Annotated in this window: 20 protein-coding genes and 1 pseudogene; 15 read left to right on the top strand and 6 right to left on the bottom strand. The window is 66.6% G+C overall.

Going from position 1 to position 19,116, the window contains the following annotated elements:
• Positions 1 to 38: 38 nt before the first annotated feature.
• Positions 39 to 3,269 carry a BTAD domain-containing putative transcriptional regulator gene (locus ED92_RS41015; protein WP_052121338.1) on the top strand — a complete coding sequence of 1,077 codons (3,231 nt, stop codon included), beginning with the start codon at positions 39 to 41 and terminating at the stop codon, positions 3,267 to 3,269.
• Positions 3,270 to 3,272: 3 nt separating this feature from the next.
• Here ED92_RS41015 and ED92_RS41010 read toward each other — a convergent pair whose 3' ends face one another.
• A complete protein-coding gene (locus ED92_RS41010) occupies positions 3,273 to 3,638 on the bottom strand; it encodes a holo-ACP synthase (RefSeq protein ID WP_037348325.1) in 366 nt (121 codons plus the stop codon).
• Between the two features lie 180 nt (positions 3,639 to 3,818).
• On the opposite strand from ED92_RS41010, the gene ED92_RS41005 reads away from it, so the two are divergent.
• The 13 genes from ED92_RS41005 to ED92_RS40950 all read left to right on the top strand — a co-directional run bounded on the left by ED92_RS41005 (position 3,819) and on the right by ED92_RS40950 (position 15,375).
• On the top strand, positions 3,819 to 4,703 hold the full coding sequence (locus ED92_RS41005) for a diiron oxygenase (RefSeq protein ID WP_081976089.1): 885 nt from the start codon (positions 3,819 to 3,821) through the stop codon (positions 4,701 to 4,703).
• The gene (locus ED92_RS41000; protein ID WP_037348323.1) at positions 4,700 to 5,542 is read left to right on the top strand and encodes a hypothetical protein; all 843 of its coding nucleotides are present in this window, start codon (positions 4,700 to 4,702) and stop codon (positions 5,540 to 5,542) included. Before ED92_RS41005 ends, ED92_RS41000 begins: the two co-directional genes overlap by 4 nt.
• Positions 5,543 to 5,544: 2 nt before the next feature.
• Positions 5,545 to 5,928: a holo-ACP synthase gene (locus ED92_RS40995; protein ID WP_037348321.1), complete on the top strand. Its 384-nt coding sequence runs from the start codon at positions 5,545 to 5,547 to the stop codon at positions 5,926 to 5,928.
• Between the two features lie 27 nt (positions 5,929 to 5,955).
• Positions 5,956 to 6,204, top strand: a complete 249-nt coding sequence (locus tag ED92_RS40990) for a hypothetical protein (protein ID WP_037348320.1) — start codon at positions 5,956 to 5,958, stop codon at positions 6,202 to 6,204.
• Entirely contained in the window at positions 6,204 to 7,028 is an 825-nt protein-coding gene (locus ED92_RS40985) for an SAM-dependent methyltransferase (protein ID WP_037348319.1), read from the top strand. The genes ED92_RS40990 and ED92_RS40985 overlap by 1 nt, the downstream gene beginning before the upstream one ends.
• Positions 7,028 to 7,987, top strand: coding sequence for a 3-oxoacyl-ACP synthase III family protein (locus ED92_RS40980; RefSeq protein ID WP_200882814.1), 960 nt, complete (start codon positions 7,028 to 7,030; stop codon positions 7,985 to 7,987). The genes ED92_RS40985 and ED92_RS40980 overlap by 1 nt, the downstream gene beginning before the upstream one ends.
• Complete coding sequence (locus tag ED92_RS40975; protein WP_037348316.1) at positions 7,984 to 8,253, top strand: acyl carrier protein; 270 nt, start codon at positions 7,984 to 7,986, stop codon at positions 8,251 to 8,253. Before ED92_RS40980 ends, ED92_RS40975 begins: the two co-directional genes overlap by 4 nt.
• Complete coding sequence (locus tag ED92_RS40970; RefSeq protein ID WP_037348314.1) at positions 8,250 to 9,044, top strand: hypothetical protein; 795 nt, start codon at positions 8,250 to 8,252, stop codon at positions 9,042 to 9,044. The genes ED92_RS40975 and ED92_RS40970 overlap by 4 nt, the downstream gene beginning before the upstream one ends.
• A 4-nt stretch (positions 9,045 to 9,048) precedes the next feature.
• Complete coding sequence (locus ED92_RS40965; RefSeq protein ID WP_037348312.1) at positions 9,049 to 9,447, top strand: holo-ACP synthase; 399 nt, start codon at positions 9,049 to 9,051, stop codon at positions 9,445 to 9,447.
• A gap of 813 nt (positions 9,448 to 10,260) precedes the next feature.
• Positions 10,261 to 12,057 carry a serine/threonine-protein kinase gene (locus ED92_RS40960; RefSeq protein ID WP_037348310.1) on the top strand — a complete coding sequence of 599 codons (1,797 nt, stop codon included), beginning with the start codon at positions 10,261 to 10,263 and terminating at the stop codon, positions 12,055 to 12,057.
• Positions 12,058 to 12,568: 511 nt separating this feature from the next.
• On the top strand, positions 12,569 to 14,041 hold the full coding sequence (locus ED92_RS42695) for a hypothetical protein (protein WP_152611176.1): 1,473 nt from the start codon (positions 12,569 to 12,571) through the stop codon (positions 14,039 to 14,041).
• Positions 14,042 to 14,457: 416 nt separating this feature from the next.
• Entirely contained in the window at positions 14,458 to 14,880 is a 423-nt protein-coding gene (locus ED92_RS40955) for an N-acetyltransferase (RefSeq protein ID WP_037348309.1), read from the top strand.
• A gap of 216 nt (positions 14,881 to 15,096) precedes the next feature.
• Positions 15,097 to 15,375, top strand: coding sequence for a hypothetical protein (locus tag ED92_RS40950; protein WP_037348307.1), 279 nt, complete (start codon positions 15,097 to 15,099; stop codon positions 15,373 to 15,375).
• 54 nt (positions 15,376 to 15,429) lie between these two features.
• Here ED92_RS40950 and ED92_RS43890 read toward each other — a convergent pair.
• The 5 genes and pseudogenes from ED92_RS43890 to ED92_RS40930 all read right to left on the bottom strand — a co-directional run.
• A pseudogene (locus tag ED92_RS43890) lies at positions 15,430 to 15,549 on the bottom strand (hypothetical protein); the annotation flags it as partial.
• A gap of 93 nt (positions 15,550 to 15,642) precedes the next feature.
• On the bottom strand, positions 15,643 to 16,131 hold the full coding sequence (locus ED92_RS43235) for a hypothetical protein (RefSeq protein ID WP_063777659.1): 489 nt from the start codon (positions 16,129 to 16,131) through the stop codon (positions 15,643 to 15,645).
• Positions 16,132 to 16,280: 149 nt separating this feature from the next.
• Positions 16,281 to 16,916: a TetR/AcrR family transcriptional regulator gene (locus tag ED92_RS40940; RefSeq protein WP_037348306.1), complete on the bottom strand. Its 636-nt coding sequence runs from the start codon at positions 16,914 to 16,916 to the stop codon at positions 16,281 to 16,283.
• Positions 16,917 to 17,283: 367 nt separating this feature from the next.
• A complete protein-coding gene (locus ED92_RS42690) occupies positions 17,284 to 17,640 on the bottom strand; it encodes a hypothetical protein (protein WP_152611175.1) in 357 nt (118 codons plus the stop codon).
• A gap of 590 nt (positions 17,641 to 18,230) precedes the next feature.
• Positions 18,231 to 18,638, bottom strand: coding sequence for a hypothetical protein (locus ED92_RS40930; protein ID WP_037348303.1), 408 nt, complete (start codon positions 18,636 to 18,638; stop codon positions 18,231 to 18,233).
• 249 nt (positions 18,639 to 18,887) lie between these two features.
• Here ED92_RS40930 and ED92_RS43630 point away from each other — a divergent pair.
• Positions 18,888 to 19,116, top strand: a 229-nt coding sequence (locus tag ED92_RS43630; protein WP_235213523.1) for a hypothetical protein, incomplete at its 3' end; no start/stop codon positions are given.

The raw sequence follows: 19,116 nt of genomic DNA, 5'->3' as shown, positions 1-19,116 counted from the left end.
GTGCTTCGCGATTATTCCGGCGAGGTGAGTGGGGGCATATGGAGTTCACGATTCTCGGGCCGCTCGGTGTCCGCGACGGAAATACCGAACTCGAGCTGGGCGCACCGAAAGTCCGCCGTCTGCTGGCACTGCTGCTCCATCGCGCGGGCGAGGTGGTCCCGGTGAGCGCGCTGGTCGAGGGCCTGTGGGCGGGCCGCCCGCCACGCACCGCGGCGAAGAACCTCCAGCTCTACGTCCTCCAGCTCCGTCGCGCGCTGATGGACCCGGATCGCGTGGTGCACCGCAGACCCGGCTATCTGCTGGTGGTGAATCCCGGCGAACTGGACGTCCGGCGGTTCGAGGATCTCGCCGACCAAGCGCGTACGGCACACGAGCGGCGGAACGCGGTCGTCGCCGGAAGCCTGGCGCGGCAGGCACTCGCGGTCTGGCAGGGTCCTCCCTTCGGCGGGCTGGCCGACAGCAGTGCCGCGCTCCAGGTCGAGGCGGACCGGCTGCAGGAACGACGGCTGGTCCTGCTGGGGCAGCGCATCGACGCGGATCTGGCGCTCGGCAGGCACGCGGACGTCGTCGCCGAACTCACCGAGCTCGTCTGGGAACATCCGTTGCGGGAACATTTCCAGGCGCAGCTCATGCTCGCGCTCTACCGATCGGGGCGCCAAGCCGAGGCGCTCGGGGTCTATCGCCGGGCACGTGCCCTGCTCACCGGCGAGCTCGGGCTCGAACCGGGTGCGGAGCTGACCGACCTCGCCCAGGCCATCCTGCGCACCGATCCGGCTCTGGACCTGCCCGCCGCCGAACAGCCGGTTTCCGCCGGGCCGAGGCAGCTGCCCGCCGCGGTGCCGACGTTCACCGGCCGCACCGCGCAGCTGCGCAGGATCGACGCACTGGTCGCCGGCGGCGCACCGGTGGTGGTCGTCAGCGGCACCGCGGGGGTGGGCAAGACCGCGCTGGCACTGCAATGGGCACACGGCGCGCTCGACCGGTTCCCCGACGGCCAGCTCTACCTGAATCTGCACGGCTGCGCGCGGTCGGCCACGGTGACCGCGGCCGAAGCACTGGTCCGGCTCGTGCGCTCGCTGGGTGTCCCGCCCGACCGGATACCGGTGGACCCCGACGAACTGGCCGCGCTCTACCGCTCCGAGCTCGCGGGCAAACGGATGCTCGTGGTGCTCGACAACGCCGGCACGGCCGATCAGGTGCGGCCGCTGTTGCCCGGTCGTCCCGGCAGCCTCGTCGTGGTGACCGGCAGGCAGGAACTGCCCGGACTCGTCGTCCTGCACGACGCCGGTGCCGTCCGGCTCGACCTGCTGACCGAAGAGGAAGGGCTGAAGCTGCTCGCCAGGCTCGTCGGCGCGCAGCGGGTCAAGGAGGAACGCCGGGCGGCGGCGAAACTGGTCCGCTTGTGCGCCGGGCTGCCGCTCGCGTTGCGGATCGCGGCCGCGGACATCGGCATCGGCCGGGACCGGCCGATCGGTGCCGTGGTCGACGGGCTGCTGCGGGCCGACCGGCTGGACCGGCTCGGGATCGACGGAGACCCGTCGGCCGCGGTCCGCGCCGCGTTCGCGCTCTCGTACCGGCGGCTCGGCCCGGCCGCGCAGGGCTTGTTCCGGTTGCTCGGCGTGGTCCAGGTGCCGGATTTCACCGCGCGGTCGATAGCCGCGCTCGCCGGGCAGGACCCCGAGAGCGTGTCCCAGGCTCTCGCCGAACTGGAGCGTGCGCATCTCGTCGCCCGGGGCACCGACGGCCGGTACCAGTGCCACGATCTCCTTCGGCTGTACGCGACCGAACGCGCGCGGGCCGAGGACGACGCGGCCGACCGCGACGCGGCCAGGCTCCGGCTGTTCGGCTGGTATCTCGCGACGGTGACCGTCGCGGTCACGCGGATCACGCCGCAGATCCTCCGGCTTCGTGAAGGAGCCGAATTCGGCGAGACCGACGTCGTCTTCGATGACGACACCGAGGCATTGGAATGGCTCGAAGCGGAACGTGCCGACCTCATGGCCATCATCCACGACGCCGCCGCGCAGGGCCCGCACCGGGTCGTCTGGTTACTGGCGGACGCCCTGCGCGGCTTCTTCTGGCTCAGAAGGCATTCCGTGGACTGGGTCGCCGTCGCGAAGGCCGGGCTCGCCGCGGCGGTCGTGGACGGTGAGCCGCGCGGCCGGATCGCCGCCCGGCAAAGTCTCGCGCAGGTGTATCGCGGGCTGGGCGATTACGCGTCCGCCATCACGCATTACACCAAGGCGCTGGAGCTGGCCACCGCCGAACGGTGGCCGGAGGCGGAAGCCGCCGCGCGCGGCAATCTCGCCGGAGTCCACTGGGAGCTCGGCGCGCTCGACGAGGCGGTCGCGGAACTCGACCGCGCGATCGAACTGAACAGCCGGATGGGCTGGGAAGCGGGACTTTCGGCCAACCTGCACAACATCGGGACACTGCTGCGGGAGCTGGGCAAGCCACAGGAAGCCATCCAGCGGCTGGCCCAGGCCCTTTCACTCATCGAACGCGCCGGCAATCGCGACGGCGCCGCGCATGTGTACACCACGCTCGGCGAGGTCTATCTCGACCTCGGCAGACTGACCGAAGCGCGCGAGTCGCTGTCGAAAAGTGTTTCCCTGCACCGGGAGAACGGCGCTCGTTACGGCGAGACGACCGCGCTCTGCTCCCTGGCGGCCTTGTGCGCCGAAACCGGGGAATTCGCCGAAGCGGCCGAGCACGCCGAGGCGATGCTGGAACTGGCCCGGGAAACCGGCGATCGCCGGGCGGAGGCGAACGCGCTCGCGGCGCTGGCCGAACTCGCCGGCCGGACCGAGTTGCCCGTGGCTCCCGAGATCTTGGCCGGACAGGCGGTCGAACTCGCCCACAAGATCCATTACACGCGAGCGGAGATCGTCGGCCTGCTGGCGCTGGCCGAGGTGTGTCGTCGCGGCGGGCGGCTCGACGACGCCGTCACGCATGCGGACGCGGCCGCGGAACTGGCCACCCGGCGGGACTTCCTGCTCCTCGCGGCCCGGGCACAGATGGTGCTGGCCACCACCCGCCGCGACCGCGGCGACCGGAAACAGGCGGCCGAATGCGCCGAGCGCGCGCTGAGCCTGCATCGCCGCACCGGCAACCGGATCGGCGAGGGGCACGCGCTCGCCGTCCTCGGCGAAGTCACCGCGAAACGGGATCCCGGTGCCGGGCAGGGACTTCTGCGGAAGGCGCACGACATCCTCGCCGACTGCGGTTCGGTGGAACGATTCCGGGTGGCGGACCTGCTCGCGACCTGAGGGTCAGGCCGTCCCCAGCGCGACCGCGATCACGAGCCCCCGCTCACAGGAAATGGAGACATCGACCCGCGCGATACCCAGTGTGCGAGCACGTTCGGACGCCGCACCGCGCAACTCCACCGACGTCGCGCCCGCTCCGGACCGCCGGATCACGATCTGGGCCGGCGGGACGGAACCGGACAGGCAGGTCCTGAGCATTTTCAGCACCGCCTCCTTCGCGGCGAACCGGCAAGCGAGGCAGACGCTGCCCGCCGTCGCGAGTTCGTCGATTTCCTCTGGGGAGAACAGGAACTTCAGGAACCAGCCGCGCCGCGCGAGCAGATCGAGTTCGGCCACGCGCAGCGCGTCCACTCCGACGAGCGTGGTCATACGTTCCCGGTCCCTTCACGCCTGACGCCCTGCGTCCTCGCCATGCGGCCACCCTAGATCGCCACCACACCGGGAAACCAGGGTGCTGGCCGGTGTCGGCCAGACCGCTTGCGGACGTTGAATCGCGTGGATTCCTTGCCGTAGCGTCGAATCGAGTCCGGAAGAACGGAGGAGACCTTCGTGGCCAGTGACATCAGCGACATCATCGACGCGGACGAACGGTTTCGCGGCCTGCTCGATCGCCTCTCGTCGAAGTCGATCGACGACTACTACAACCCCTATCAGATGTTCGAGTGGCCGGACAGCCTGCCCGAACGGATGTGGTGGATGAGCCCCGAGCTCACCACCACCCACGGCACCGAGTTCGCCACGACACTGAGCGAGGACCAGCTCTTCGCCTTGTCGCGGTACGAAAGCATCAACTTCTACAGCCTCAACGTGCACGGGATCCGCGAGCTGCTCATCGAGGTCGTCGCGCGTATCCACACGGCGGGTTTCGAGACTCCGTCGGAGTTCTTCCACCACTTCATCGGCGAAGAGAACGAACACATGTGGTTCTTCGCCGAATTCTGCCTGCGCTACGGCGGGAAGATCTACCGTGCACCGGGTGCCGGCGTCACCATCCCGCCCGCCTCTTCGTCCAAAGTGGAGAGTCTGCTGGTGTTCGCGAGGATCCTGATCTTCGAGGAACTGGTGGACCACTACAACTCGCTGATGGCGCGGGACGAACGCCTGCACGAGACGATCCGCGCGATCAACCGCATCCACCATCAGGACGAATCACGGCATATCGCGTTCGGCCGGGAGCTGGTGGAGCATCTCTACGGCGACCTCAAGAAGACTGCGACCGAAGAGGAACTCGTCGAGGTTTCGGCCTATCTCCGCCGCTATCTCACCTACAGTTTCGAGTCGCTGTACAACCCGCAGGTCTACCGCGACGCCGGCATCGAGAACCCGCTGGAGCTCCGGCGAGCGCTGCTCGACGCGCCCACCCGGCCGGCCACCGAGCAACAGGTGTTCCGCAAGACCTTGAAGTACCTGGAGCGAACGGGGATCCTCCGATGACCCGAACCACCGGAGTGGACGGCGCCGAAGCGCTGGCGATCCTTGGTCCCGACGAGACCGCCCTCGTCCAGGAACTCGACCGGACCTTCCTCGGCTGGGCCGGCACCGCCGGGGCGCGGGAGATCAGCCCGCCGCCGCTGTACCCGGTCACCGACCTGGAAAAGTTCGACGTCTACGCGAACTTCCCGCATCTGGCGTTCGTGGCCGGTCCACTGGATCTGGCCGGCCGGGAGGGAAAGCCGGTCGACGGCCGGTTCGCCGGCGGCGACCTGCAGGACGGCCGTTACGGTCTGCCGCACGCGACCTGTTATGGGGCTTACCTTTTCTACGAGGGCACGAAGGTGTCCGAGACGGAGATCGTGACGCTCGTCAACCGCTGTTTCCGCAGCGAAGACCACTACAGCGGGTTGCGGCGGCTGGCGAGCTTCCAGATGCGTGAGATCGTCGCCCTCGGCTCGTTCGAGCACACGCAGGAAGTCGTTTCCCGCTTCACCGAACGGATCCTGGCGTTCTCCGGCGAACTCGGCCTCGGCCTGGAGAAGGAGGCCGCGATCGATCCCTTCTTCCAGAACGACGGCGCCCGCGCCCTCCTGCAGAAGCTGAGCCCGGTCAAATACGAGTTCCAGCACGGCACCCTCGCGATCGCCTCGGTCAACACCCATCGGAACTTCTTCGGCGAACGGTGCGACATCCGCTTCGGAGACGGCAAGGAGTTCGCCTACACCAGTTGTGTGGCGTTCGGCCTGGAGCGCTGGCTCGCCGTGCTCACCGAGGTCCATCACGGCGATCTCCCCGCGGCGCTGGCGGCCGTGCGAGCGGCGGCGGACCGGGCCGGGTGACCATGCCCGCGAGACGCATCGGCATCGACGTCGTCCCGCTCAGCCGGGTGCGCGAGCTCGTCGCCCAGGAGGCGGAACCCGCGCTGCGGCGCATGCTCTCTTCCGCCGAACTGCTGAGTTCGTTCACTCCGGACGGTCCGGACCTGGCCGGTATCGCGGGACGCCTCGCCGCCAAGGAAGCGGTGTTCAAACTCTTCCACGTCGGCGGGCAGCCCGTGCCCTGGCTCTCGACCGAAGTGCTCAAGAGCGACGGCGGCTGGCCGGTGGTCCGGCTCACCGGACGCGCCGCGCGGCTGGCCCGGGAAGCCGGGCTCGGCGAGATCGAAATCAGCATCACCCACGACGACGCGTACGCCATCGCGGTCGCGGTGTCCGCCGCGGACTGAGAAGGAAACAACCTCGAAGGAGAAGACATGCCCGCCCCTGGTATCGAAAAGGTCAGTGACTGGATTCTCGGCAGGCACCCCGAACGCACCGAGCTGGCGTTCGAAGAGGACCTGATCGAAAGCCGCTTGGTCGACTCGCTGTCGTTCGTCGAGCTGGTCTACGTGATCGAGGACGCGAGCGGGGTCGAGGTCGACTTCGACAACATCGACATCGCGGACTTCAAAACCCTGTCGGCCATCGAGAAGGCGTTCTTCGCCGGAGCGGGAGTCAGCTGATGCACGCCGTTTCCTATACCGCGCAGTGGATGGCGGCGGCTCGTTCGCTCGAGTCCGAACGCGAGGACGCGCTGTACGTCGACCCGCTGGCGAGCGCCCTCGCCGCGCCGGACGGTTTCCGGCTGATCGAACGCTACGCCGGTGGCGGGCTGCTGCCGTTCATCAGCATCCGGACCAGGTTCCTCGACGACGCGATCGGCGAGCTGCGGTCGGATCCCTCCATCCGCCAGGTCGTGCTGATCGCCGCGGGGATGGACACCAGGGCGTTCCGGCTTGACTGGCCCGAGGACACCGTCGTCTTCGAGGTCGACCACGAGCCGCTGCTGGTGGAGAAGCAGCGGCGGCTGACCGAACTGGGCGCCGAGCCGCGTGTCGATCGCCGGGTCGTACCCGCCGACCTGACCCGTGAATGGCTGCCCGAACTGGAGAAGGCGGGCTTCGACCCGGCCCGCCCGACGTTGTGGGTGGCCGAGGCGCTGACCTTCTTCCTGACCGAGGAGCAGGCGGGTGGTCTGCTGGAGACACTGGGCTCGGTGTCGGCGCCGGGAAGCAGGCTGGCGCTGGACATCCTCGGCCGTGCCCTGCTGCGCAGCCCGTTCTCGAAGCCGTTCCTCGACCGGCTGGCCGACGACGGGACACCGTGGATCTTCGGCACCGACGAGCCCGAGGAGTTCCTGCTGGCCCACGGCTGGAAGGTCGACGAGATCAAGGAGCCCGGCCAGCCCGGCGCGGGGGAGGGCCGCTGGCCCTACGAGGTACAGCCGCCGGAACGCCGCGGCGCCAACCGGCTCTGGCTGTTGCAGGCCGAATACCTGGAGGGCTGATGGGCGCGACCACCCTGGAACGCGTCGAATCGTTCGTGCCCGAGCGCAGCGTCCGCATCGAGGAGCTCGGCGAGCACCTCGGGCTGCGCCGGGCGGAACTCGGCGTGTTCCGGAAGTTCTACGGCCTCGACACCCTCCGGTTCGATCCCGGGATGGACCTGTTCGACCTGCTGTTGCCCGCCGCGAAGCGGGCGCTGGCGGCGCTGCCCGCCGGCCGGAGGATCGACAGGCTGGTGTTCGCGCATACGACCCAGGCGCTCGCGCCGGCCGACGTCGACATCGCCCAAGAGCTCGTGCGGCGGCTGGGACTGGTGGACGTCGAGGCGTTCGCGTTGTCCCACCAGGCTTGTGTGAGCAGCCTGGGTGCCATCGACGTCGCGGCCGAACTGCTGCGGGCCGAGGGCGGGACCGGCGGTTACGCGCTGATGGTGACCGGCGAGCGGGCGTTCTCGCCGATCGTGCAGCTGATCCCCAACACCGCGATCATGGCGGACGCGGCCTCGGCGTGCCTGCTGACGGTGGACGGCGATGGCGACGTCGTGCATTCCTTCGTCACGAAGACTCTGGGGCAGTACGCGGAATGGCTGGCGCTGACCCCGGAGCAGAACACCGAATTCGGCGAGCTCTACGGGCCGCGGCTGGCCGAGGTGATCCTGGCGGCGGTGGCCGAGGCGGGATGCGGGTTCGACGACATCGATCTGGTGATCCCGCACAACGTCAACGCCCTCGCCTGGCGGCAGACGGTGAAGGCGCTGGAGGCGCCGTCGGAGAAGTTCTTCCTCGAGAACATCCCCAAGCTCAGCCATTGCTTCTCGTCGGACGTGTTCCTGAACTACACGACCCTGCGGGAGAGCGGCAGGCTCGTCGACGGTGCCCGCTACGTGCTCGTGACGGTCGGTCTCGGTGCGACGTTCGGCGCCATGGTGATCACCCATCGGACGCGGGGGAGCGGGACGTGACGGCCCGCGACGAAGTGGTCTCGGCGATCGCGGACGCGCTCGGGGACGTCCTGGAACGGGAGATCACCGGGCTGACCGAGGACACGCGGCTGTTCGACGACCTGCGGCTGGACTCGTCGAAGGTCCTGGAACTGCTGATGCTGGTGGAGATGGCCGTCGACATCACGGTGGATCCGGACGATCTCGACATCGATCGCCTTCGTACTGTCCGTTCGTTCGCCGACTACGTCGAATCCAGGCAGGCCATCGGGGAAGGAGTGTCATGAGCGGTGAACCGACCCTGCGCGGCACGAGCGCGGTGATCTCACCGCCCGGGCCCGGCTACCAGGAGGACGCGGCGGTCTCGAGGTTCCTCGCGGATCTCGTCGAACCGTTCGGGTCCAAAGTGGACGAGGAACGCTGGCAACGCGGCGCGCACGTCTCGCACAAGGCGCTGACCGACCGGTTGCTGGAAGCCGAGGGCGTGCGCACGAGTCGCCCGCAGCTGATCATCGTGACCCACGCCCTGCCCGACGTCCTGCCGTTCACCGCCGTGGCACCGTATCTCGCCCACCGGCTCGACGTCACGGCGACCACGTTCTCCGTGGCACAGCAGGGTTTGGCCGCGCCTTTCACGGCCCTGCGCATCGTCGCGGCGTATCAGCGGTCGGGACGGTGCGAGGAGGCGGTCGTCGCGATACTGGAGCAGACAACGCTCCCGACCCCGCATCCGCTGGTCGACGACGGCGGGCTGGTCGACTCGGGTGCCGCCCTGGTCCTGGGCACCGGTCCAGGACCACGGCTGGCGTCGGTGTCGTCCAGCGGAACGGTGGGGGAGCTGCTCGACCCTCATCGGGAGCCCGGCACGCTCGTGGTCCTCGGCCCGTGGGTGACGGAAACCGTCGAAGCGGAGGACGTCCACCGGGTCGCCCCAGGCTCGTACTGCACCAGCGTGTGGCTCGCCCTGGCGGGAAACTGGCCGGCGTGGCAGGAGACGTACCGGAAGGTCGTGCTCTGCGACACCGATCCGGTGAGTGGTCGCAGTCACGCCGCGGTCTTCACCTTCCCGGCGGGGTAGCCCGATGCGGATCGGGGCCGACCTGCTGTACGTCGGCGAACTGGACCGGCTGCTGGCACGGCCGTGGTTCCGTGCCTACGTCTACGCCGAGTCCGAACTCGCCACCGCGGCCGGGTTCGGCCCCGATCGATGCCGCGAATTCCTGGCGGGCCGCTTCGCGGCGAAGGAAGCCGTCGCGAAGGCTCTCGGCACCGGTTTCGCCGACGGCGTCGCGCCGCGCCAGATCGCCGTCGAACGAGCCGATTCCGGCGCGGCCCTGGTGACGCTCACCGACGCGGCGGCCGCGCGCGCCGCCGCGCTGGGGGTCGTGGAGGTTCAGGTGTCGATCACGCACAAGGCGGACCTGGTCCTGGCGGTCGCGCTCGTGATGATCACCCCGGTCGGTACTCCCACACGTTCCTGACCACATCCACTCCGCCGCCGCGGGTGTCCGAAGCAGGTCATGGAGCGGTAGAGATCGATGGAACCCGGCGCTGCCGACATTGGCGGCGGGAGAGGAGTGGGCAAGGCTCTACCGGGATCTGAGGCTTGATCTGCGGTACGGCAACGAAAGTTGATGTCTCCGCGACGACCTCTTTGCATGTGAGTAATGCAGGTGTCCGAGGGGCGAGTTGCTCACTAGCCACACGCTTGCAACTGCCCGGTTGACCACGCGTATCGATACTGGCACCGATTGGTAGTTCCTGGACGATTACAGAGGACTTCCTGGCGCGGAGTCGGGGAGGGGGCCCTCGGTGGAGACTGCGCAGTTGCGCTCGGCCCGAACCCGCTGGCTTAGAGTCGTTTGGTTGGGGTTTCGGGCGGTGTCGACTGGTGTCGCGGTCTGTCGTCGTGTTTCCGGACTACTTCCCGCTGGCGCTGCTGCAAGGCGACACGGACTTCCTGCGCACCGAATGCATCGGCCGCGGCATCGATCCTCGGTACATCGACGGCATACCTGCTGTCTCCGGGCAGCCAGTGCTCGCGGCCCGGACCGTAAGGCGGTCACCTCGCTGGTGGACGACTTCAGCCTCTGACCCTCATGCCGGCGCCCAGTCGACTCCCCACGCCTTGACGGACCCCGACTCACAACGGAGTCGAGCACGCCGGGATCGACAGCGGCCAACGCGGCCCTATGACCGACCGCTTGGACGACCGTCGAAATGGACGCTAGACCGCCCCTGCTCACAGAGAGCAGGATCAGGTCGCCGGACTTGAGGGTCAGTAAGGTGGGTTCATGTCGAAGAACGAACCGTTCATCATTGACGGAGTCACTTACGAGCGCGATTCAGCTCTGGGAGAGGGCGGATCAGCCGTGGTGTGGAAGGTCCGCCGCAAGCCCGACGGTCAGGTGCTCGCAGTCAAACGGATTAAGAAGGACCGCGACGCGGACTCCGCTCGCAACAAGCGTTTCAAGCAGGAGATCGAGTATGGACAGACATCGAGCCACCCGAACGTCGTGAGTATCCACGCCCGCTCAGAGGACTCGAACTTCTTCTACTACATCATGGATTTCTACCCTATGACGCTGCGAAACGTGATCGACGACGAAACCGACGCTGACGTGCTTCTCGACTACGCGCGCCAGCTCTGCGATGCTCTCGCGCACGTGCACGGCGATGGCATAGTGCATCGCGACATTAAACCTGAGAATGTCCTCGTCGACTCGGATGCTTGTCGTCTCGTCCTGGCCGACTTCGGAATCGCGCATTTCAAGGACTCCTCGCTCACGAAGCGCGGGGACCTCTTAGCGAACCGGAACTACCTCGCTCCCGAGCAGATGGTGAGGAACAACGCTATCGGCATCGGCAAGCCGGCGGACATCTTTGCACTCGGGCTCGTCATTACCGAGATGTTCACGAAGCAGAACGCCCGAGGGCGGCGGCACGCGCTTGTGCGCGACCGCTACCCCTTCCTGGCCGGCCTCGACTTGATCATTGAGCATATGCTGCTCCAAGACGACGCGAAGCGTCTCCCCATCGACACCGTACGCGGCATGCTTCGGGTAACCCTTGAGCGGCTCGACTCGGCAATCGAGGAGATCTCCGATCATCTGCGCCCCGACGAAGCGTTCGCCGAAAGCTCATCCAGCGAGGTCGAGCGGATCCTCGGCCGTGCCACCAAGGACGTGCTGTCGGCGAAGCATGTCTTCGAACGGGTCGCCGACGGCGAGCTCGACCGATTCAACCTCAACTATCACTGCGAAGTCGCATATCGGGTGAGCGCGGAGCTGTTCAATACATGTGCTCAAGCCGTTATATATGCCTCATGCAAGGCGAAGTTCAACTATGAGAGCGCCGGGCGGTGGGACGAGAATGACGACGCTCTTGTGTTGTCGGCCGCCAAGCCGGGACTCCAACGCGAGCTGGAGACGATTCTGGCTGATTTCCCCCTCCCTGAGTCTTCGCGCTGGGGAGGTCTGCCACGGCGGTCGGCTCACTTGTTCCGATTCTGCAAGGACTACCACTGCGAAGAGCTGTTGACGAGCATCCGCGAATCGGTCTATGGTGAAGGCAACCTCTCGTTGCGGGCGAATCTGATCAGTGCCCCGATCTTCTGGATTGTCCGCTGGATGCGTACGAATCTGGACACCGACTACCTGGGGTTCGACAAAACAGTTCGCGAGGACATCGGTTTCGAGCGCCACCTCTCGGTGCGCTGGGACGAGACGCTTCCGTTGGATTCGGCCCGAGAAGAGGCAGGAGCGGATCTGTTAATCGATCCGCTCAACACCGACGACATCGCCAACACACTGCAGGAGCTTGAAGCGAAGTGGGATGTCTCCGTGGGAGAGCTCGTAGACGGTGGGTACTCGGTCATGTTCCGGTCACGCAACATGTACCGCTGCTTCCACGACGAGGCACTCGACCTCGCAGAACCGGGCTCAGTATTCGAAGCCGACGTCCTCGACCTGCTCCGGCCTGAGGCAGAGTTCGACGATCTCGTCGCACTCACATGGGATCGGGACTTCGACGTGGCCATCACGCTCAGGAAGATCCTCGGCACCCCCGCGCGCCAGCGGCATGAGTCCTAAGTTCGAGGGCGGTCATAGGATGGGGTGGTGCCTGGTCCGAAGCCGTTGTCGCTGGAGTTGTCTGATCGCGAACGCCAGGTGCTGTGTGGCCGGTTGCGCAAGCGGACGGTGTCCCAGGCGTGTTGGTGTTGCGGTTGAGGGCCAGTGGGCCGACCACTGCGGGTCCTCGTCGGAGGACGTTGGTGAGTGGACGGCTGGACTTGATCCCAGCCTGATTGAGCGGGCACGACAGATCGGCACAGAGCATCGTGCACGGCATCAGCGTCAGGTCTCGGCGGAGGTGATGCGGAAGGCATTGGGGCTCAAGCCAAAACGCTCCCGAATTTTGACGCGGGTAGTCAGAGAGGAAGTGGTGCCGGTTCGGCTCCGGCGGTGGTTGCCCGAACGGTGGCGGCTTCCACCGGGAAGGCATCAGGATCGGCGATCCTGAGCTCGGCGGCGGTTATCACCGGTCTGCGTGCGAATGCGTTGGACCTGGTTCGCCGTCGACCGCAGACCTATTGTGATCTGCATGAGTGAGTCATCGACGGGTGGTTCGGGTGCGATATCGGGGATGCTGAGCGATGATCTGCTTGAAGGCCAGCACGAGATGACGACCGTGCTGCGGCCGGAGCGATTGGCGCGTCCTGTGGACGTCGGTGACTCTGAGGCTCTCCTGACGGAGATCACCCGGTTGTGTCAAACCTGGGGTGGTGCCGGGCAGCCTCTGCTTCCGGTGTACGACGGGAAGATGCCGTCGCCCTACCAGCGGATGCTTGAAGTCGAGCAGATCGACGGCGTTGGCGGTTTGCAGGACGCGGCTGTGGAACTGCCTTTTCGAGTCGAGGCCAGGCATCTTGGGGACTATCCCGTCCTGATGGTCGCAGCGAACGAGCCGCGGGATCAGTGGCGGCCGATTGAGATCTGCGATCTCGACTGTGCCGATCCCTGGGCACCGATCTACGCGGTGGTCTTCGGGACGTTGCCCGAGGTTCCTGGTCGGGAGCTGGGCGAAGCTGCGAATCTTCGAGAAGATCTGCAGTTCGACGACGTGGTTCCCGTGCGGCGAGTCCAGGTCACAAGTTCACTGGACGATCTTGCTGCTCGAGCGAAAAATCGTGAGGCGATCACTCCGCGACAGCTGGCCAATATGTTCTTGAGCTCCGGACTGAATCCGGATGCTTCGTTCCTCGGAGAAGGCCAGAAGGGCTCACGAAGCGCTCGGCGGGACCGAATCTCGTCGTCGTGGTCTCAAAGGACTCGGTCGAAGACATGGCGTTGTTATGGAACTTGCGTGCGGCGCATGGCGATCGCCGGGTGTTGCCGATTGGGCTGCCCGTCGAAGAAGTCACGAGAGAAGCCCTCCAGTTTCTCCATGCGCCGGGCCAAGCGACGATGTTCGGGTTGGGAGGCGGACGAATCCATCTCGTCAGCTACTCCGCGCGTCAGCCGTCTGCGCGAACTGGTGGCTCTCTCAGCGCGCGCTCGCACGGTTGCCTATGAAGACATCTTGACTCGCGGCCCTGCGCCGGGGCGTCCGCGCAGTCATCTCGGCACTTGGCAGGAGGGCCGCACTCGCCTGGTGCCGTTTTCCGACTCCGATCGCGAGGTTCTCCGCCACACTGCCGACAGCTTGCGGCCGGTTCTTCTCGTGCTCGACGTGATGGTTGTCAACAGCCGGTTTCCCGCCGACGCGACCATGCGCGGAACCGATCTCTGGGGGCGTTCCCAGGCGGGTGTTGCCCAGGTTTCACCGTCGCAGCTGAACCGGCGGGAGACCGTGGAAGTGGTTTGGCCGTCGTCATGGGCGTGTCTCGCAGCCGTTGCGCAGACGCGAGGGCTTGATGTCCGGGCAATCGCAACCTGGTCTTGCCACCGCGACCTTGATCCGGGCGCTCGGCGACACGAACCACATCTGGTGGCTTTCCCACCATGGGCTGATCGCTCTTATCTACGAGTTGGCGGAGCGGAGCGGGATGGCCTGGTGGAAGAAACGCTGGACTGACACCCTCCAGCAACTCCGCGAGGCTGGCTCCGATCCTGGCACGCGGGAGAACGCGGCAACTCTCCTCGGCCGCGACGATCCAGGCGTCGCATCACCAGGAGAAGGGCGGGCGTACGCGTTCGACAGGTTTCGTGCGGTGCTGGGCACTGAACCAGCTGCCCGGCACTGGTTGTCGTGGGCAGAGAGGCGGCGGCTGCTTGTACGAGGTGCTGACGTTCGCTGCCATGCGTGCGGGGCCCGGCTTGGCTGCCGATGATCGCCATACCGCCGCCGGTGGCCTGTGCTGGTTGCGGCAGGGAGATCCTGGAGCCCTACGGACCGCGCGAGTTGAAGTTCACCTATCGTCTCGGCGAGCCGTTGCGCCGGGTTCTCGAAACCGATGCCATGCACTGACCGGTGTCGGCGGAGTCTGGGCCATGATTGACACCGCCGTCGAGCGGCAGGTCATGGAAACCGGCGTGGACGAGTACGGCCTGCGCCTGGTTGTCCTGCCACCGCCGGTTACCGCCGGGATCGGCGCCATCCAACTTCGCTTAGGACACACCGTCTTCGGCGAAGTGCGCTTGTCGCTGTGCCCGGTCGACCGGCGCGCGATCCTCGTCCATATCGAGGTCGAAGAGAAGCACCGCCGTCGTGGCGCGGGCCGCGTGCTGGTGAACGCCGCCATGACGCGAGGGGCCAAGTTCCAGTGGTCGATGCTGCCCATTGGGCGTGACCCGGTCACTGTCGCGTTCTGGGCCCGCGTCGGAGCGGTCGGCCCGGCGAGCCCGCATCCGTGCACGCACCAGGTTGAGGCGAAGGCGGTTCCCGCCGAGTCGCGGTGGACGAAGTGGTGGTGAGCTGCACCCCGGGTTGCATCTGATCGTAGTCCGTACTCTCTTCTCGCGAACCAGACGTGTGCTAATCGGTCTGGTCCAAGCGTGAGGCGCGTTGTCCCAGATGAGCCGGAACGGCTCGTGGATAACACGATCAGGCGTTAGCGGCGGAGAGCGCTCCACTTTCGTGCCCGCTTCGCCGATGTCTTGAGGGTAGTCGGCACGTTTCGGAAGGAATCCATGCGTAAAACCGCCAAGTTCGTCACGCCCTTGCTCCTTACTTTTGGAGTCTCCTTGAGCGCTGCGGCACCTGCTATGGCCGAGGGGCCTGTGGATGCCACGCTCGACGCAGTCGACAAAGTCTTCGGTGGCGGAGTCAACGCTGCCAACAACTGGAACTTCACCGCCGCGGCTGTATGTCTGCAAGAGGTCGCGGTCGTGCCGGTCCTGGGTGACTGGGTGGGAAACCACGTCAACAACTGCTCGAACGGGAACGTGATCGACCACTCTGGTCGCTGAAGCGCACCTGGTAGCCCGGCAACCGACAGGCGTAGAGCGCTCGACCAGCAGGAGCACCATGACCGGGATGTTCATCAGGAAGATCGCGTGCCAGGTGAAGATCTCGATGATCCAGCCACCGACGATCGGCCCGGCGGCCGCGCCGAGCGCTCCCGACGCGGACCACACCGCCATGGCCGTGCGGCCTTCCGAGCTCGGCTGCTCGCAATCTCGGTGCCGATCCCGAGAGCGAGCCTCTACCAAGTGGCGTGTCGGTTCTCGGTCCGGTCAACGGTGTGGGACCGGCACAAGGTCATCGCCCGATCCAGCGCCGCGCTGCTGATCCGTGGGCAGGTCCAGGCTGCCGAGGGCGTGGTCACCCTCGTCGCGGACAAACTCGAACGCCTCGACCTGTCCACGACCACCGGCCCCTCCCGGGACTTCCGGCGACCGGTGCGAACCGGCACTGGTGCCGAGCGCTCGGCCAGAAACGATGTGCAGTAGCCAGCCGAGTGCGAGGGTGAATAGCCCCACGTTGGCATCTGGTCCGTCGCCCGGCAGGAAGGGGACGACGACGAGTGCCAGGACTGGGCCGATCGGCCGGTGGACGAGGTTGTAGGCGGCCGCCTTCAGGGGCGGGAGCTGCCCGGCTTCGTGCCACGCCGCCACCCCGACGAACAGCGTCAGGCCAGGAGCGATGAAGCCCACTATGCCCAGCGGAATCGTTCCGCCACCGTGGTTGACCATCTCGAGCACGGTCCAAGCCAGCAGAAACACGGCGAGTAGTGCCCAGGCCCCGCGGACCAGGCGCGAGACTGAACTCCGGTTAGTCGAACGGCGTGTCGGGGATGTCATGTGTTCACTCCTGGCGTGCGGTCCGGACGCGGCGGGTGTGTGGGCGGAGGCGGCAGAGCCGGCGGGCACGGTCAGGTCCCCTCTGGGGCGGATGTGGTGGTGGCCCCGTTCAGTAACTGATCGACGAGTTCCTTGACGTAGTCGGCGCCGATCGGCGCCCCGGTGATCAGGAGCCGGTAGTAGAGGGCGCCGGCCAGCTGGTCGAAAACCACTTCGGAGGAGGTGCCGGGAGACAGCGCGCCGCGTTCGCGGGCGTGGTCGAGCAGGCGGAGCGGCAGGGCGTTGCGCTGGGCGAACATCCCGCGAACGGCGTCGCCCACGTCCGGGTGCCGGGCTGCGGCCGCCACCAGTTCGGCGACGACTCCGGCCGACCGGTCGGCCTCCCCGGCGGCGTCCCGCCCGAGGCGGCGCATCCGGTCGAGGCCAGTCGCTACCTCGGTGAGGTAGACGGTCAGGTCATTCCGGATGTCGCCGGTGTCGGCGACCTCCACCTCGTTCTGGATCCGGGCGACGAGCGCGACGAGCAGGTGGTCCTTGGTGGGCCATCTGCGGTACAGCGTCGTCTTGGCCACGCTGGCGCGGGCGGCCACTTCGTCGATGGCGAACTTGTCGTACCCCCGCTCGGTCAGCAGGTCATGGGCGGCCCGCAGGATCCGTCCGTCGGCGCCCTCGCTGCGGGGACGACCTCTGCGCGTGGGGGTGGTCACGGGGACCGCTCCTTCCTTGTGGCCAGGGGGCGCACCCCACATTTCGATACTGCAGTTTCGTTATTCAGAGTAGGCAGGTTCCTGTCATTTACGCAACTAGCGGAGCGTAAATGGTCTGTGCGGCGCCCCTGGCACACGTCGAGCCGGGCCCGCAGTGCATGCGAGTCCTCGCCGACGGGACTTCCCCTCAGCGCCAGCTCAGCGCAAGGCCCGCGCGAGGACGAGAACCGGGTCGGCGCACTCGCGCCCTGACCACGAGCGTTCTCACCGATAACCGCTGTATCGATGTTCCCTGAGGCCGTATCTCGTCCCCTGCGCGGGCCACAGCTGCGGTGGGGCCGCCGAGATCCGCGCACAATTTGCGGACTCATATCTCCAGGTCGTGCACGGTGAGGTCGGGTCGGATCCGGCGCACCTTCGGCCGTAGGCGGCTTGCGAACGTCGCAACGGAGGCATCGCGCCGGGCCTCCACTGCATCCGGCTTCACCGGCCAGAACTGTGTCTGGCCGCGGCCGAACACGTCCGACGACACCTTCAGCAGCGGTTCCCCGGTCAGTCTCACCTTGCCTGCGGCCTCGGAGGACATCTCCGTGGTGACCGGCTGGGATAGTCCGATCTCGCGGCGCTGACCGGTGCTGTCGGGGCATGTCAGGACGAGTTCGCCGGGCCGGTCGGTGTCCCGGTTACGACGGCGTCGACGACGACCATCTGCCGGGATCTTCACCCAGAATCCGGACCTCTCGGCTCGATAAGGTGAACCGAGTTGCTTGCCAAACACATCCTTCGATCGCCTTGCTGACGCCCGGGTTCCTTCAGGTCGGGGCGACGGAGAGGTCACTTGTCCCGATAGCCCCCGAGCGGCCTCCAAACTCGGGCTGCACGCAGTCTCGACGCAGCTCCAGGGGCGAACGGCGATCCATCGGCGTGTCAGTCCTTCGGCCAGTCAACGGTGTGGGACCGCGAGCACAGGATCGTGCGCAGCTCACCCGCGCTGCTGGTCCATGGAGCCGTCCAATCCCGCCACGGCGTCAACAAGCTCTCGGCCGACCACTTCGAACCACTCGGCCTCGCCGGGACATCACGCGACTTCCGATAGCGGACGCTCGTCAGGCGATTCTGTTGGGTCTCAGAATTGATGACTGCTTCCCAACGATCTTGGCACCGTAATGGCACTAGTGCAACGAAAAAATAGGAATGACAGTTCTTCCGCGCCCACTGGGCCGTTCCCAGGGCGTTCGCTATGTGCTGCGTCGTTAGTCGCCGTCGCGCAACGGAACCACCAACGTCCGCTCATGCCGATGAGCGACTGGCAGGTCATATCTCGTAGGGATAGATCTTGATCTTCTCAGGTCTTAGGTTGATCTCGACCCATGCGCCGGCCATCCCTTGAGGCAGGCTGTCGACATGGCCGAGGTCGATTATCGCTCCGGCCAGCTCCAGGTGCGCTAACGGCGGCGCCGCCTCAACCTCGGTGAGGCCAAGCCGTCCTCGGCAGAAGACTTCGCGTTCGTCCTGGTAGAGGCGCGCTTCCTCGACTGTGGCCAGCGAGCAGTTGAACCTCCACCGGAACTCCTCGTCGAGGTCCCACTCGACGTGGTGCTCGCCTGCTGCGGACTCCAGGTTTCCGCCCCAAGACGCCGCCACGGTCCCGACCGGGGTCCTCACGGTGACCAACACGGCATCGCCGGGATTCCGGAAGAACCGCTCCACCTGAACCAGCATTGGATCATCCTTCCGTACGACACGCGCCCCGCCGAGTGCGCCCTCATGCCGACGAGCGGACGTTCAGTGCCACAGCCAGCGCTCGTGAACATCCGCTCATGCCGCTGACCGCGCTGTCGCGAGGCGCGCATGTGCCGAGTTGAGGATGACGTCGGTAACGCTGCGGGCTGGGGTATTTGGTTTAAGGTCAAGGTTCGATACTTGTATCGTCCATGGCGTGTTGTCGTGGATATGCGGGGAGTGACGTCTGTGTCGGTTGACCTGCCGGTGGTGATGGCCGGGGTTGCGCTCTACGAGCACATTCGCCGGAATCTAGATCTGTCCGGGCGGCTGCCGGCAGAGGTGGGGTTGCCGGATGACGCCAAGGTGATGTCCGATCGGCTTCGGTGGGTGCCTGGTGCCATGGATGGGGTCATCGGTCACCATGGATCCGCCGATGGCACTGATCGCGCCGCTGAGGTCGCACGCTTGCTGGCGA

Source organism: Amycolatopsis sp. MJM2582 (assembly GCF_000754115.1).
GTDB classification, from domain to species: Bacteria; Actinomycetota; Actinomycetes; order Mycobacteriales; family Pseudonocardiaceae; genus Amycolatopsis; species Amycolatopsis japonica.
Note: the sequence above shows the minus strand (reverse complement) of the source record. Positions and strands in the feature narration are given on the sequence as shown.